The 16,047-nt window shown below is 41.5% G+C and carries 13 protein-coding genes and 1 tRNA gene; 5 read left to right on the plus strand and 9 right to left on the minus strand.

Translation table 11 applies throughout. The features are described from left to right. Positions 1–150: 150 nt before the first annotated feature. Positions 151–1,185 (plus strand): hypothetical protein, encoded by a 1,035-nt coding sequence (locus ACMHKH_RS12385; protein ID WP_413520950.1) that lies wholly within the window; start codon positions 151–153, stop codon positions 1,183–1,185. Between the two features lie 137 nt (positions 1,186–1,322). Here the strand turns inward: ACMHKH_RS12385 and ACMHKH_RS12390 are convergent, their stop codons facing one another. Next, entirely contained in the window at positions 1,323–1,838 is a 516-nt protein-coding gene (locus ACMHKH_RS12390; RefSeq protein WP_413520951.1) for a hypothetical protein, read from the minus strand. Between the two features lie 319 nt (positions 1,839–2,157). Here ACMHKH_RS12390 and recJ point away from each other — a divergent pair, with 319 nt between their 5' ends. Further along, entirely contained in the window at positions 2,158–3,966 is a 1,809-nt protein-coding gene (gene recJ / locus ACMHKH_RS12395) for a single-stranded-DNA-specific exonuclease RecJ (RefSeq protein WP_413520952.1), read from the plus strand. Positions 3,967–4,044: 78 nt separating this feature from the next. Here recJ and ACMHKH_RS12400 read toward each other — a convergent pair whose 3' ends face one another. From ACMHKH_RS12400 to ACMHKH_RS12435, 8 genes are all read right to left on the minus strand, one after another. After that, on the minus strand, positions 4,045–4,878 hold the full coding sequence (locus tag ACMHKH_RS12400) for a trimeric intracellular cation channel family protein (protein WP_413520953.1): 834 nt from the start codon (positions 4,876–4,878) through the stop codon (positions 4,045–4,047). A 50-nt stretch (positions 4,879–4,928) separates the two neighbouring features. After that, positions 4,929–5,564, minus strand: a complete 636-nt coding sequence (locus ACMHKH_RS12405) for a trimeric intracellular cation channel family protein (RefSeq protein WP_413520954.1) — start codon at positions 5,562–5,564, stop codon at positions 4,929–4,931. 15 nt (positions 5,565–5,579) lie between these two features. Beyond that, complete coding sequence (locus ACMHKH_RS12410) at positions 5,580–6,713, minus strand: multidrug resistance efflux transporter family protein (protein ID WP_413520955.1); 1,134 nt, start codon at positions 6,711–6,713, stop codon at positions 5,580–5,582. 59 nt (positions 6,714–6,772) lie between these two features. After that, a complete protein-coding gene (gene queE / locus ACMHKH_RS12415) occupies positions 6,773–7,507 on the minus strand; it encodes a 7-carboxy-7-deazaguanine synthase QueE (protein ID WP_413520956.1) in 735 nt (244 codons plus the stop codon). 224 nt (positions 7,508–7,731) lie between these two features. After that, a complete protein-coding gene (gene dapD / locus ACMHKH_RS12420; RefSeq protein WP_413520957.1) occupies positions 7,732–8,553 on the minus strand; it encodes a 2,3,4,5-tetrahydropyridine-2,6-dicarboxylate N-succinyltransferase in 822 nt (273 codons plus the stop codon). 131 nt (positions 8,554–8,684) lie between these two features. Continuing rightward, positions 8,685–9,626, minus strand: coding sequence for an alpha/beta fold hydrolase (locus ACMHKH_RS12425; RefSeq protein WP_413520958.1), 942 nt, complete (start codon positions 9,624–9,626; stop codon positions 8,685–8,687). 107 nt (positions 9,627–9,733) lie between these two features. Next, positions 9,734–11,485: an amidohydrolase gene (locus ACMHKH_RS12430; RefSeq protein WP_413520959.1), complete on the minus strand. Its 1,752-nt coding sequence runs from the start codon at positions 11,483–11,485 to the stop codon at positions 9,734–9,736. A 400-nt stretch (positions 11,486–11,885) separates the two neighbouring features. Beyond that, positions 11,886–11,961, minus strand: a tRNA-Asn gene (locus tag ACMHKH_RS12435). 416 nt (positions 11,962–12,377) lie between these two features. Between ACMHKH_RS12435 and ACMHKH_RS12440 the strand changes: the two genes are divergently transcribed. From ACMHKH_RS12440 to ACMHKH_RS12450, 3 genes are read left to right on the plus strand one after another with little or no spacing between them, the layout of a single operon-like run. Next, the gene (locus tag ACMHKH_RS12440) at positions 12,378–13,115 is read left to right on the plus strand and encodes an SDR family NAD(P)-dependent oxidoreductase (protein ID WP_413520960.1); all 738 of its coding nucleotides are present in this window, start codon (positions 12,378–12,380) and stop codon (positions 13,113–13,115) included. A 51-nt stretch (positions 13,116–13,166) separates the two neighbouring features. After that, entirely contained in the window at positions 13,167–14,879 is a 1,713-nt protein-coding gene (locus ACMHKH_RS12445) for an NAD(P)/FAD-dependent oxidoreductase (RefSeq protein ID WP_413520961.1), read from the plus strand. Between the two features lie 36 nt (positions 14,880–14,915). Then, positions 14,916–15,956: a DUF1365 domain-containing protein gene (locus ACMHKH_RS12450; RefSeq protein WP_413520962.1), complete on the plus strand. Its 1,041-nt coding sequence runs from the start codon at positions 14,916–14,918 to the stop codon at positions 15,954–15,956. The last annotated feature ends 91 nt before the right edge of the window (positions 15,957–16,047 follow it).

A 16,047-nucleotide genomic window follows, 5' to 3' on the forward strand; every position in this document is an offset into this window, starting at 1 on the left:
AAATTTTTTATTATTTATCCTTTTGAATGTTGATGTCTGTTTAGAAAACGAAGTCTATTCGTTCATTTGATGTCGCTAAAATAAGCTATATGTATTATTTATTTTATACAGCCATGCTATGCTAATTTTATTGCTCACAGGCTAAAAGGGATGACCATGTTACGTTATGTAGGGTTACGCTATTTAGGTGTTTTGCTTTTGCTATCGATAATGCCGCTATCGCTGGCTGAGGCAAGTACTAAGGCTACTAGCAATAAAACCAATAAGGTTATGCTGCCAAAAACTATCATTGTTGACTTGTTAAAGAAGCACTGCTCTTCGCCAGTGCTTAATCCCAAAGCAAGTCCTGCTCTTGAGTATCGCTGTTCAGACAAGTATGAAGATGCTGATGGTGAGGAAGAGAGTATGAATTATAGTCTGCGCTTACTGCCATTGATAAAGGACGATTTTAATCGTGATGGGATTGAAGATATCGCCTTAGAAGTCGAATCTATGGGTCCATTGGGAGGCAGTGCTACGACTAATAGTACGATTTATTATCTACTATTAAATAAGAAAAAAAGTATCATTAGTGAGCATGAAATATTGCTATATGCGCCTTTTAGCGAGCATATCGTTGAGTACGAGGTGAAGGATAAACAAATTTATTATAGCGCCGTGCCCAACTTTCGCCCGCATCCTGAAGCATACAAGGATGGTAAGCTGATAGAACCAGTGCTTGAGTTTACGGTAAATTGGGACAAAGGCAGTCCTATTAGTAGTGTTTATCAGGATAATTGCCGACTATCTCGTATCAAAGATAAAAGCTTGTTAGACCTTAGTCTTGGCGGGACAAGTCATGAAGATATTGATATGCATGACTATACCCAAGTAATCACTGAATCTGTTCAGGCTAATGGGCTAATTATTGAAGCGGATTTATCGGGGTGCGATTTAAGTAGCGTTTCATACGATATTCAGCCACAAAAAGGCAAGTCATTACCGGTGTTTTCAGAAGTTTTAAAGACTCTCATACCTCTAGCGCATCATACCAAGCAGCTAAAAACGCTGCAAACGTTAGAAAAACGCTCGTCGCTAAAATTTGCTGAGATAATACCCTTATACAGTGGCTGGCAAGCCATCGTGCACGTTGATAGAGAGGAAAAAGTACCGAATATTCGTATTATAATTGAACAAACTGAATAGATTGCTCTCTTAAAAAATATATGAAAGAATTTATTTATCCATCTCTTGTTATGGTTAAACAACAAAGAAAAACCCAGTTAAGAATTTCTTAGCTGGGTTTATTATTGGTCAGTTATTAAGCCGTGATTAGATCTCTGTTAGACGTTTTTACCATGTTGCTTTTGTTGGATATCTTTTGCTAAGTTGTAGCATTCATTGATATGGTCAGTAGCAATCTTCTTAAAAATCATATAGCCCATTGTACCTGCGACCAGTTGACCACCTAATGGGATAAACTTGGTCACTTGCTTGGCTGCGATACGACCACCAAAGCCTTGCACCGTCTTTTTGACGATACCGCGGGTTGCCATTAAACCGGCAAAATCAACCGTACGATTTTTTAACTCTTTCCAATGTACTTCACGTGACTCTAAATCAATAGCGCCTTGGCGATCTTTTAGAAGTCCGAAGCGTTCACTGATTTCAGGTAATAACATAGTCAGCATGCTAGCATCGACTGCCACATCAAAAAATGGCACAGGAACGATAGCTACACCAGCAGAGACTCTAGCGCGTCTTTTGACTATAGCGAGACATTCTTTTTTGACTTGCTCAAGATCTAAATTTGGATCAATGGTATTGGGTATTTTTTCAGCAGCAGGAGTAGTTTTCATGAAATATCCTTAAAGTAAGTAAAAGCAAAAATGCTTAAAAAAGAAATAATAAAACATCAAATATTAAATTATATAACAAGCAGCTTATGGCACTTGTAAGATGCCTACCATTTTATGGATTTATAAGCGCCATACAATCATTGCTTTGTAGCAAAATGCAGAAAAATAGGAGTAATCTGCACCGTTTCTGTAACTGAGGCGATACGCTTAAATGATGCTATAAGTTACGTTATTATGACCGTCTAAACAATGAATAATTCTATACTCATATACTGAAATTAACATTGTAGCTACCTGCTAAAGCCAGTAGAATACCGATATGCTAAATTTAACCCCCCGTTATACCAGCACTCGCATTGACGAGTTGCCCGCCGCGTTGCAACCACTTGCCGCCCAATCCTTAACTCTTGCTCGCTTATATGCGGGTCGAGGGGTCGTGCAACCTGATGAGCTTGAAACTCAGCTATCGGGTTTGTTAGCTGCTGAACAGCTACATGGTGTCACTGAAGCAGTCCGCTTATTAGATATCGCCATTGATGAAGGCCAGCGTATTCTTATCGTTGGTGATTTTGATTGCGATGGGGCGACCAGTACCGCGCTAATGATGCGTGCGCTGACAGCGATGGGTGCTAAGGTGGACTTTTTGGTGCCTGACCGTTTTAAATACGGTTATGGACTGACGCCAGAGATTGTCGAATTGGGTATCGAGACTTATCAGCCGCAAATGATTGTCACGGTCGATAATGGTATCTCAAGCCATGAAGGTGTAGCGCGTGCGCAAGCCGATGGCATTACTGTCATTATCACTGACCATCATCTGACGACCAAAGAAACCCCACCTGCTGAAGCCGTGGTCAATCCCAATCAGCTTGATTGCAACTTCGCTAGCAAAGCATTGGTGGGCGTTGGGGTAGCATTTTATGTGCTTGGGCGACTGGCAAAGCTGCGCCGTGAATCGGGTAAATCGACCGTACAAGTAAGCCAGTATTTGGATTTGGTCGCACTTGGGACGATTGCTGATGTTGGGGTACTAGATAAAAACAATCGTATTTTAGTACATCATGGGCTAAACGCCATTCGTCAAGGACGTGGCTCTCTAGGAATATTGGCGCTACTTGAGCAAGCAGGTCGTGATCCCAAAAAACTACAAGCGCGAGACTTTGGTTTTGTTTTAGGTCCGCGTATCAATGCAGCTGGGCGTATGGATAATATGCGCATCGGTATTGAGTGTTTACTAGCGGATGACTGGCAGACAGCACAGCGATTGGCGCAAGAGCTTGAACAGCTCAATCGTACTCGTCGTCAGGTAGAAGGCGAGATGCGAGCGCAAGCGGATAGCATCGTCCAAGCGTTAGCTGCTGGTGCAATTGATGCCAGTGCTGACGAAAGCGATAATATTGTTATTCAGCATAAAACTGAAAAACCAGCTGCTAATAATCAAAACCGCAGTATCGTTTTATACCAAAATGATTGGCATCAAGGCGTTATCGGTATCGTCGCAGGACGATTAAAAGAAAGCCATTATCTGCCTAGTATTGTCTTTGCACCAGCGAATACTGAACATACAGGTAACGACGATGCTATCAAAGGTTCAGCGCGTTCTATCGCTGGCGTGCATATTCGTGATGCGATTGAACAAGTAGCTGAGCAGAATCCTGACTTAATCAGCCATTTTGGTGGTCATGCGATGGCAGCAGGATTGACGTTGAAACGTGGTAACTTCGATGGCTTTGTGACCGCTTTTAATGACGTGCTAGCAAAGATGAGTGATGAGGTTTTCGCCGAGCAGAAATTTACCGATGGTACACTACAAGCCAGTGATTTTAGCTTGTGGTTCGCTGAGCATTTAGCCGATGCCAGCATTTGGGGGCATGGCTTTGCGCCGCCGATATTTGATGGCGTCTTTGAAGTCTTAAACTTTAAGATACTAAAAGACAAACATCTTAAATTATCGCTACGTTATCCCGATGTGCAATATCCAATTGAAGCCATTCAATTTAACTTTGATAGCAGTGTTTGGGATTACCGCGCCGAAAAAGTGCACATCTTGTTTGAGCTTGATATAAATGAGTGGAACGGCAAACAAAGCTTGCAGCTAATGGTTAAAGATTTAGCAGTGGTGAGTTAAGGTAAGCAATCGTATGATTAATTTAAAAAAGGCATTAACTTTATGGGTTAATGCCTTTTTATTTATCTTTTATATTCTCTAATGCGAGCGTCTTTTCATCAAGCTAATATCTGGGAAGTGCCAATCATAACGTACTGCCATCATACGAATCACAAAAATAGTAATCATCGTTGCGGACTCTTGTATCCAAGAGGTGATACCCATGCTTTCTAAGACAAAATATAATATCCCGCCGATAATTGCTGCGGTCACATAAATCTCTCGCTGCAATACTAATGGAATCTCATTACATAGCATGTCACGAATAACGGCGCCAAACAGGATGTTTAATACCCCAAGGAGAATACAAACGGGGATGTTGGCGCCCATTTCCTGCGCTACTTGGATACCAATTAACGTGAAAATCGCCAATGCAAGACCATCAAATAGCTTTAGTAAGCCATCCACATGCCGCGCTTTCGGATTACAGAATATTTGAAAGCCGACAGAAGTAATCGTAATAATGAGTAGATAATTCATATTAACCATCCAAAATAATGGATAACGGTCAAGAATAATATCACGCGCGGTAGGACCACTAATTGCGGCAATCATGGCAACTAGAATACAGCCAAACATATCAAAGTTTTTATGCTTGGCCAAAATCGTGCCTGAGACACTACAGGCAAATATCCCAAACATCTCAAGCCAAAACATAAACGAGGTTGGCTCAAAGCGGGTGACAAACTCTGGTGTGAGCGCAAGCGGATTTTTTATCACTGCTTCGATAGTTGGCGCAGTCGCGACAGCCATACTAGAGAGGGCAGGCGCGCCCAAAGCGCTGTTAAATAGGCTGTCAAAAGATTGACCGAATATGGTTATACAGCAAGCATTGAGCCAGGTATAAACATTGACGCTAATAAAACTGATCATAGATAATCACATAAAAAGCTTGCTTGATAAGTTAACCGGTTGATTACCAGTTAGCCTACCAAGCGAATGGAGGGAAGGTGCCAATCAAATCTCAATGCCAGCATGCGCACAGCAAAGATGATAAATAGCATTATAAATTCACTTACTATTGCGTCCAGTCCCCAGTAGTCGAGCGCTAAATACGCCAATGACCCTGCAATACTGGCCGTGATATAAATCTCGCGCTGTAGTAGCAGCGGGATTTCATTACAAATGATATCGCGTAATAAGCCACCGATAATGGCAGTCCAAACGCCCATCATGACAGCAATCACTGGCGACATATCTTGCGCCAAGGCAATTTTAAAACCAATCACACTAAATGCTGCGAGACCAATGGCATCAAAGAATTTGAGCGCGTTATCAATCTTATGGTACAGATGAAAGAATATTTGTAAGACAAGGGATGTGGCAGTAATAACGATGATGTAATTGAGATCTGTCATCCAAAACAGTGGATGGCGATCAAGCGCCATATCGCGAAGCGTACCACCGCCAATAGCATTAACGAAAGCGACTAATATGCAGCCTGCGATATCAAAGCCTTTATGCTGTGCAAGCAATGTACCGGCGATGGCACAGGCAATGACGCCAATCATATCCAAAATATACAACAGCACATCGGGGAAAATAAAGTTATTTATCATGATGCTATGTTTGCCTTAACCATCTTTGGCAAACAATATCAGACCGAGCATAATGAGCCCAATACCGACCAATCCTAATGCTGAGGGTATGGCATTATTTAGCAGTAAGATACCACCAATTAAAGCAAATATTACCTCACTTGCTTGGGTAGAATCGACGCCTGCTACCTCGCTCGATGTTACCGCCTGTTCACGCGCATATAAAAAGATACTGGTCGCCGCGACCCCTGCGAGTAATGCCACTAGCAAAGTATTAAATAGCTGCGTAGGCGCTGGTTGCTCAGGACGTATTATCAAGCCTAATAGCAACCAAAACGGTAAGCTACCGAGGGTCATTAGCCAGACTTTATTAAAGGCGTTTTGTAATAAGGTGGTCTCAATCGCTGGAATGCGGGCGATAAGATTTTGCAAGCGTGAAGCAGGTTGGGTATTAATAGGTAATACAGGCGCTTCAGTGACGATGCGCTGGCTATGAGTGTCAGCGCTAATATCAATGTTAGTATTAATATCAGCATCAGTATTATTGTCGTTCAACAGAAGGTTATCACGAGCCTGTTGCAGTTCAGCGCTATGCTTGCGTGAATTGTGCGACACTTGCCAAACCAACTGGTTACCAATTGGATAACTGAATGCTGCCACCAGTGCAGGCAGCGCGCCATACAGCAGCATATCAGCCATAGGTATAGTATCGGCTAGGGCAGAAGCGTTCAAGCCTTCACTGACATTGACCATCACCACGCCAATAAAGACCAGTAGCGCATAAATGATGAACTTCTTATCGAATCTTTGCCCAAATGCTACTAATACTAATAAGCTGGTCACGACCGTAAACATGAAGGTTGCGGCAACGACCCAGCCGGCAACATGATCGCCAGCATAGCAAATACCGGTATAAAACACACCGAAACCAATACTGCCCGTAAGACACCAAAAGCGCCAATGCTCAAAAAATATGGCGCCTAGTTCTTTAATGCGTCCAAAGCCATGCTGCATCGTAATCAGGACAGTGATGATTAGCCACATAAATAAATAGCGTAAACTTGCTGACCAAAACCAGTGCCCACCGGCGCTACTCATCATCTCATTTAAAATAAAGGTAGAGCTAAAAAACGCGCCTGCTAACAAGCCCAATAAAATGAGTTTGACCATACCTATCCCTTGCTTCCTTGGCTTGCTATTTCTTTAAGAGTCCATTCAAATTTTAGCGTCTATTTACCTTTGGCATCCGCCCAAATAATCTTGTGTAATTGCAGTTGGAAACGTACGGGCAGGGCATCGGCTAGCATCCATTCGGCAAGCTCGCGTGCCAATACCGGTACTTCTGGACTGTTATCGTTTACCTTGTCCTCGTGCGCCACATTAAACATCGGTGAAAACCAAACCGTACCGACCAATTTATCGAGCTTATGCTCAAACAGTTTTTCTTTTGCCCAGTCATAATCAGCACGGTTCATAATGACAAATTTGATTTGGTCATATTGGGTGAGGTAATCGAGGTTTGACCAGAGGTTTTTATCCACTTCACCTGAGCTTGGAGTTTTTAAATCCATGACTTTACTCACGGCAGGCGGGACATTTTCGACCGTTAGCGCGCCTGCCGTTTCAAGTGATATCTCATAGCCATCATTCAATAAACGCTTTATCAACTCAATAGCGTTTGGCTGGGCTAAAGGCTCACCGCCGGTCAAGCAAATGCGCTTGCAGGGGAAACTGGCGATAGTCGCCATAATGGTCTCAAGCGACTGGCGCTCACCGCCACTAAAGGCATATTCAGTATCGCAGTAGACGCAGCGCAGCGGACAGCCGGTTAAGCGCACAAATATGGTTGGCAAACCTGAAGTAATGGCTTCACCTTGCAGTGAATAAAAAATCTCGGTCAAACGTAAGCCCGCTTCAGGGTCAGTGACAGGAATTGCCGAGGTACGTAAAGATAACTCACTCATAATATTTCAAACGCAATTAGGGATTGAGTATGCCATAAAGCATATATCAAATAAAAAGAAGATGTAATGGCTATATAAAAGTAGGATTGATGGTATTTATATCAGCAAAAGATTATAACGCAATGTCTGTGATTAAGCTGCTATTCAACAATAAAAAAGATGTTGAAGCTTTATGAGCCAACATCTTTTTTATTGTTAAAACTATAACTATCGTGATTAACTGTTTAGGCTAAACGTAATAACTCATTGACTGATGTTTTAGCACGGGTTTGTGCATCAACTTTTTTCACGATAATGGCGGCGTATAAGCTATGCGTCCCATCTTCAGACGGTAAGCTGCCCGGTACCACGACTGAGCCAGCTGGCACGCGACCACGATGAATCTCACCTGTTTCGCGATCATAAATACGCGTTGACTGACCAATGTATACACCCATTGAGATGACGGCACCTTCTTCGACAATCACGCCTTCAACGATTTCAGAGCGTGCACCGATAAAGCAATTGTCTTCAATAATAGTAGGATTTGCTTGCAAGGGCTCTAAGACGCCACCGATGCCAACCCCGCCTGATATATGGACATTTTTACCGATTTGCGCACATGAGCCAACGGTCGCCCATGTATCTATCATCGCGCCTTGGTCAACATAGGCACCGATATTCACATAAGACGGCATCAACACCGCACCAGCTGCGATATATGAGCCTTTACGAGCGACAGCTGGTGGTACGACGCGTACGCCAGCTGCTTTAAATTGATCTTGCGTCCAATCTGCAAACTTAGTCGGTACCTTGTCATAAAACTGCACATGTTCGCCAGCTGCCATGACGTAGTTATCATTTAGGCGAAATGATAGCAAGACCGCTTTTTTGGCCCATTGATTAACGATCCACTCGCCATTTTTTTTCTCCGCCACGCGCAAGCTACCGTTATCTAGCTGCTCAAGTACTTGGTTAATAGCATCACGCACGTCTTGTGGCATTGTAGCTGGACTATATTCGTTGCGATTTTCAAATGCTTGTTCGATCACTTGTTGTAATGACATACATATTCCTAAAGTTAGTGAAGGTTAATGAAATGCTAGTAATGAGTACGGTCGATGATAAAAACTTGCCGTATGGTCGATAATTTAGCGACTTTCAGCAAATATCTTGAATGTGAACATTAGCGCTATTATTACTCACCTGCAGTATTACTATCTATCCAATCTAAAATATCCTGATAAACCTGCTCTTTACTTTGCTCGTGTAGCGGCTCATGTCGCATGTGAGGGTAGAGCTGTACTGAGACATGCTCAAAATGTTGCTTGTCTAAACGATTGGCGATTTTACGAATACCGCGACCCATGTCACCGATAGGATCATTTTCACCGCCTATCAATAGCATTGGAAAACTTCTAGTAATCGTCATTGCCCAGTTTTTTTGCAAGCCTGCTTCCATTAGGGTGAATAAGGTCATGAAACCATTGTTGGTAAACGCAAAACCATTTAGTGGATCGGCTTCATAAGCTTCGACAGCCGCAGCGTCTTCACTTAGCCATGCAAACGGTGAAGAGGAGATACGATTGTTCAGCTTGCTATTAAGGACTTTATTCATCGTATTAGCAATCAGGGTATTTGGTTTTTTCGGTGCTACTTTTGCCAGTAGTTTATTGACCGGCAATAATACTTTGGTTAAAGGATTGGCGTCGGCGGTGCCCATTAAGATAGCACCTTTAAAATTACGTGCATGATGCTTTAAGACGTTACGGACGATAAAGGAGCCCATCGAATGACCCATAACAAAGTGCGGCACAGTAGGGTGACGCGCTTTTAAGCTTTCCGCCATCACGATAACGTCTTTTAATAACGACTGTACAGGATGCTCATGCCCAAAAAATCCCAAGTCTTTGGCAGATTTGACTGTTTTCCCATGACCAAGCTGATCATAAGTGGCGACCGCAACACCGTGATCGGCTAAAAACTGTGCAAATTCTGCATAACGCCCGCTGTGTTCAGCCATACCATGTACAATCAGTAAAGTTGCACTAATAGCAGTATCACTATTGCTTGGCTCAAAAAAGGTATGATGCAGATAATGAGTATTATCGGACGAGGTAATTTGTTCGGTGTTACTCATAAGCGAATCCTGATATTGATATAAGAGATAGAGAAAAAACCATCATAGCCAAACCAATGTGGGTTTGACTATGAGGCATTCGTTATTAGTATGTCGTTATTATAATGTTATTTTGCTGTACGCTGATAGATTGTTTTACCTTCTTTAATAGTCATTACCACGTTAATGTCTTTAATCTTACTGGCATTTATCGTCAACGGATTGGCATCTAATATAACCAAATCAGCTAATTTGCCTTGAGTTAACGTACCCTTGCTATTTTCTTCATAATATTCATAAGCGGCGTTAGTGGTAATGGCTTTGAGTGCTTGATAAGGCGTGGCGCGCTCATCGACACCGATAATCTTGCCTGAGCGCGAGGTGCGATTGACCGCTGACCAAACGGTAAATAGCGGATCGACTGGCGTTACGGTATCATCAGAATGATTGGTATATTTTAGTCCTATTTTATCAGCAGTCGCTATCGGACTTGAAAAATCCGCACGTTTTTTACCTAAGTTCTTCACATGCACATCACCCCAAAAGTAGGTGTGATTGGTGAAGAATGACGGTATCATTTTATATTTCTTAAAGGCTTCTAGCTGATCAGGGCGCGCAAATTGAGCATGAATAGGCACCGTACGGCGATCTTTATCAGCCGCTTGTCCGGTTTTTTTAACAGCGTATTCATGCGCCTTAATAATCATATCTGTCGCGCCATCACCATTGTTATGAATAAACAATTGGTTATCACGTTTATAAGCTTTTAAAAACATCTCATTAAGCTCATCTTGGCTAACACTAGGCAGTCCGCGACAGTCCTTTTTGCAGTCTGGTACTGGCGTCAAATAAGGCTGACTAAAGTAAGCCGTTTTACCTTGTGGCGAGCCATCGGCAACGATTTTAGTCCCTTGTACTTTAAAGCCGTTTTGGTAGGTTTTCCATACAAAGTCTTTGTCTGCTAGGTTTTCATCTAAATCACTAACACCAGCAAGAGCGACCAAATCAATTTTAAGTTTGCCAGCATCGGCTTGCTTTTGGAAAAACTGAATGGTATTACGAGCCGTTGAGCCATTGTGCGCGGTAGTCAGACCATTTTTGGCATAATAATCTTGGGTCTGCTCAAAGAACTTGGCTTGATTGGGCTCTAATACCTCTAACATCCGCCGCACAAAGGGATACATAGCGGTTTCTTGGACAAGACCATTCGGCTCGTTAGAACCTTTAACCCGTGCAATATTACCACCATCTGGGTTTTTACTAGCAGCAGTGACTTTCATAGCCGCCAGACCTTTGCTATTCGCTACGCCCATATGACCACTGGTATGTTGCAAGTATACGGGATTGTTAGGCAGTACTTTATCGATGTCTTCCTTGGTTGGGTGACGCTCTTCCGCTAATTGACTCTCATCATAGCCCCAACCATATATCCACTCGCCATCAGCAATATTATTGTCTTTTTTATAAGCCTTTAAGACTTGTAGCATTTTCTCAATACTATTGACCTTGCCGACTGGCGGCGGGTTTAAATTGACCTGCCCCATGGTGTTTGACACCATATCAAAGTGGCTGTGTGGATCAATAAAGCCTGGCAATAAAGTTTTGCTATTTAAATTCACTTGCGCCGCATTTTTATATTTTGATTGAGCAGTATCGAAATCACCAACGTAAGCAATCTTGCCCGCTTGCGTGACCAAAGCTTCAACCATCTGCGGCTGCTCACCTTCCATCGTGATGATATTGCCATTGTAATAAACAGTTGCTGAGTTACTTGCTTGTTCTGTATTTGTCTGTTCTGTGCTGGTTTGCATGGCAGTGCAGCCAATCATGCTCATCAATCCAATACTCAGTAACGTCGGCTTTATTATGCTTATAGTCATGGCGCTATCCTTAATATTGTTATTTAGATAAATAACTGCTGTCACCAATTTAACGACAAAGCTTTAAGGGGTCAATGCTATTTATGATTTTATCGTTAGCACACAATAGATTAAGCTCGAAATCTTTTAAATCTCGAAATCTTTTAAATGATGTTTCGACTTCTATTGAAGTTTGATGAGGTGCTAATGGTTAAGCTTATTTTACTTACAGATTTTATTCTGTAAAAAGTGAATAATTCACTGATGAATGTTAGCAGGCGACAAACTGTCTTTTTATGGCTTGTCGGGTGTTATAGAATATAAAATAGCAGCCATAAAAAAACCCCCATCAAAGTGATGAGGGTCTTGGCAAATGCCATAATCGAATCAAAGGAGATTCAAAAAATTTACTACTAGAATATGGCTCTCCAACCTGGGCTCGAACCAGGGACACACGGATTAACAGTCCGTTGCTCTACCAACTGAGCTATTGGAGAATAAGCTGCAAGTGTTTAATCGCTTACAACGAGCTTAGAAAGTCTCTAACGAGTTCTTGCTAAGTGGGGCGTATTCTAGCAAAGATAAAAAATAGGTCAAGCTTTATTTTTATATTTTTGCAGATAAAAGCGTTAATGCTAAGTTAAACCATGACAAACAGTTTTATACAGCAAATTTTTCTAGCGTTTCATCTGTATTTTATCTATAGCTCTGTTTGCGAAGTAACAACAATTTGAGATGCTTAGTTATACTATAATTATTTAGATTTGATAAATAAACGAAGCTATTGGTTAATAAAATAATGTTAATAAATTAATCTTTATTATAACTATCTACTGCTTAAAGGTATATTTAATAAGCATCTATCAAAACCGAACCGTAGATAAGACAGCAAGCAAATAAAAGGATGTTTACAATGACAGCGACGCTTAAAAAACAACATATTGTGATTACTGGTGCGACCTCTGGTATCGGTTATCAGTTGGCAAAAGACTATCTGCAAGAAGGACATCATGTTTATGCCGTCGGTCGTGATGACAAGGTCTTGTCTGAGCTTGAATCATTAGGAGCAGAGACGATTGAGCTTGATCTGATGGATCGAGATAAAGTGATTGCAGCTTTTGACAAAATCAGTGAGATTGATTTGGCAATTTGTGGCGCGGGCATGTGCGAATATTTAGATATGCCAAACTTTGACAGTAGTGTTTTTATGAAAGTGCTGTCGGTGAACATGGGTACGTTGTCGCATGCCATTGAAGGGGTGCTACCAAAGCTAATTGCTTCAAAAGGTCGCTTAGTCGGTATTGGCTCAGCATCAGCTTATGTGCCTTTTGCCCGCGCAGAAGCTTATGGTAGCTCAAAGGCAGCTATTCACTATTTAATGAAAACCTTACAGATTAGCCTTGCCCCTCATGGCGTAGCGGTAAGTCTAGTAGTTCCCGGTTTTGTTGAGACGCCAATGACCAAAAAAAACGACTTTCCAATGCCGTTCCTACAAACTCCGCAGCAGGCAAGTCAGGCTATTCGTGATGGTATTGCAAGCGGTCATGAGGTGATTGAATTCCCTAAAAAACTAACGTTGCCATTAAAAGTATTAGGAACATTACCTGATTTAGTTTGGCAGCAGGTCAGTGAAAAAATTAATAAAAAATAGTCAATTTTGATGCTTTTGAACACCTATAAAGAAAATTACAAGGAATACGCTATGCCGTTTTTGCGTCATAAATCTAAGCAATCATCTAGTAAATTAGAAACCGATATCGGTAATTCAAGCCGTCGTCTAGAGGATACGAATGATGCCCAAGTCAAAAAAAGCATCGCTATTATTGGCTCAGGGGTATCAGGATTAACTTGTGCTCATTACTTGGCAGCGCAATTTGACGTCACAGTTTTTGAAGCCAGTGATTATATCGGTGGGCACGTAAATACTATCGATGTGACGCTACAAGACGGTAAAAAACCTAAGTCTAATAAAGTTGAAAAAAGTGCCATAGATACTGGTTTTATTGTCTTTAATGAGCGCACTTACCCTAACTTTTTTCGCCTGCTCCATGAGCTGCAAGTACCGTTTCAAGCAACGGATATGAGTTTCTCTGTTAAGAATACGGCGCGTCATTTTGAATATAATGGTCATACGCTTAATACCTTGTTATCACAGCGTAAGAATATCTTGAACCCTAAATTTTGGGGGTTTATTAACGATATTTTGCAATTCAATAAGCAGGTGCGTCAGTTACGCCAAGATTATGATAAAGCACGCGCGCAGGGGCAAGATATTGCTATTTTTACCAAGCAAACGCTAGGCGAGTATCTAGATACCAAAAAGTATGGTGATTTGTTCACGGATAATTATTTATTACCGATGGTGTCTGCGATTTGGTCGACTAGCCTGCACGACGTACAAGATTTCCCATTGGTGTTTTTCGCTCAATTTTTTGATAATCATGGTCTGCTTGAGGTGGTCAATCGTCCGCAGTGGTTCACGATAAAAGGTGGCTCTAAGCAGTATGTGAATAAGCTAGTCAAACGTTTTGTAAAAGCAGGCGGCAGCGTTCGCGTAAACAGCCCAGTGCAATCCGTTATTCGCGAAGATAATCAAGTAACACTGAAAGTTATAGATACGACGAATGATAAGACGCAAACACTTGTGTTTGATGAAGTCATCTTTGCTTGTCATGCAGATACAGCACTCAAAATATTACAAGATACCAATCCTATTGAACAAGAAGTGTTGACTCATTTTACCTTTACCGATAACACAGCTGTTCTACATACTGATACTTCAGTCTTGCCCAAAAAATCGTTGGCATGGGCAAGCTGGAACTATTTAATTGATGATAAAGAATCTACTCAGAATAATAAAGAACAGCCAAAAACTGTCGTAAAGCCCGTATTAACCTATCATATGAATATCTTGCAGCGCTTGACCAAGCAGCATAATTATTTAGTCACCCTCAACCATGAGGTAGATGAGAACCAAATTATCAAGCGTATCGACTATAGCCATCCGGTATTTAACAACGAGATGCTTGCCGCGCAAGCACAGTGGTCAAGTATCTCTGGTAATAGTAGTCTGCATACTCATTTTTGCGGTGCTTATTGGTTTAATGGCTTCCATGAAGACGGCGTGCGAAGCGCGCTACGTGTCTGTCAGGCGTTAGGATACGACATAAATATTAAAGATAGCGTTGACCCAAGTCATTTACCTGATACTGAAAGCGCCCATACGCCGTTCCGCTATAAAGACTTGCCAGTAAAAGCAGACAAACAATTACGCAAACTCAAAAAACGTCAGCTAGTCACTGCTACGACCAATCAAGAATTGGTGCAATATATCGCAACATTAGAGCCAGTGGCTAAAGCGTTTAAAAAGAAAAAATTGGGATTTTTTGCTGCTCGTAAAGACAAGCAGGTGTAGTCGTTAAACATAGCTTTTCGAATTGAGGGTATCAGTATGACAGTGTCAGAACAGCCTAATAATATACAAAAGATAAATATATTGTCAGATGAAGCTAAAGGTTTACCACACCAAATATTTCATGGCATAACTTGGCACAGCCGATTGCTACCGAGTATACATAAATTTGCTTACCCTTATCGCTATTGGGGCATCAATATTAGCGCATTGGCGGCAGGGCAGATATTACCAGAATTAGATATCAGACCGTTTATCAATAATAATTTTCTAAAAAAACTACCGCTAAATAAAGGGTTACTATTCTCTGGGACAAAAAAAGCCTTACAACAATTTTATCCTGAGGATTATTTACAAGGATTGAGTACACAAGATAAAAATAGCCTAAGTAAGGATAGAGAAGCTTACGATAAAAGAGAATACTCAACAGACGTTCAAGCCCTTGAACAACGTTTGATTCAAGCATTCACAGAGCAAACGGGTAGTGCGCCAACAGGCGATATGATTGGCATGGTTGTGTGCCGTAATGCTGGTCTTTACTTTAGCCCAGTGAATTTCTACTTGGGTTTTGATAAAGCGCAGCAGCCAACGCACTTACTGGCAGAAGTGTCCAATACACCATGGGATAAGCGCCATTATTATGGGTTCTTATTAGATGGGGGAAATACTGAGTTTTGTCATGATAAAGACTTTCATGTGTCACCTTTTAATCCTATTGACCAGCAGTATCAATGGCAAGTAACGATTAAAAAAGCAAGAGAAAGAACTACCATCAGTAAAGTAAAAAGTGAGCTAAACGAACGATCTAGCCAATGTTTGGACGTTCGTATTGCGATTAATATCAGTGATAAGCGCGGTGAGGTATTAAAAACATGTATAAAAATGTCAGGCGTGCCAATGACAGCGTCAACGATTCGCGATAGCTTGCGTAAAAATCCGCTGATGAATGTGACCTCTTTAATGCGTATTTATGGACACGCGTTTAAACTCTATGCCATTAAAAAAGTACCCTATATTAATTACGATGAAACATTAGCCGATAGCAAGCAGCAGAATGGGAATAATAAGTATGAGCAGTGACAGTAACTATTATGCAAAGCTTCAAATATTTGAATTTTAAAAAGATTAACGTAGAGCACTTACTATTGAATACTTATATAAGGATGAATAA

This window comes from Psychrobacter glacincola, from assembly GCF_965118485.1.
GTDB lineage: Bacteria > Pseudomonadota > Gammaproteobacteria > Pseudomonadales > Moraxellaceae > Psychrobacter > Psychrobacter glacincola_D.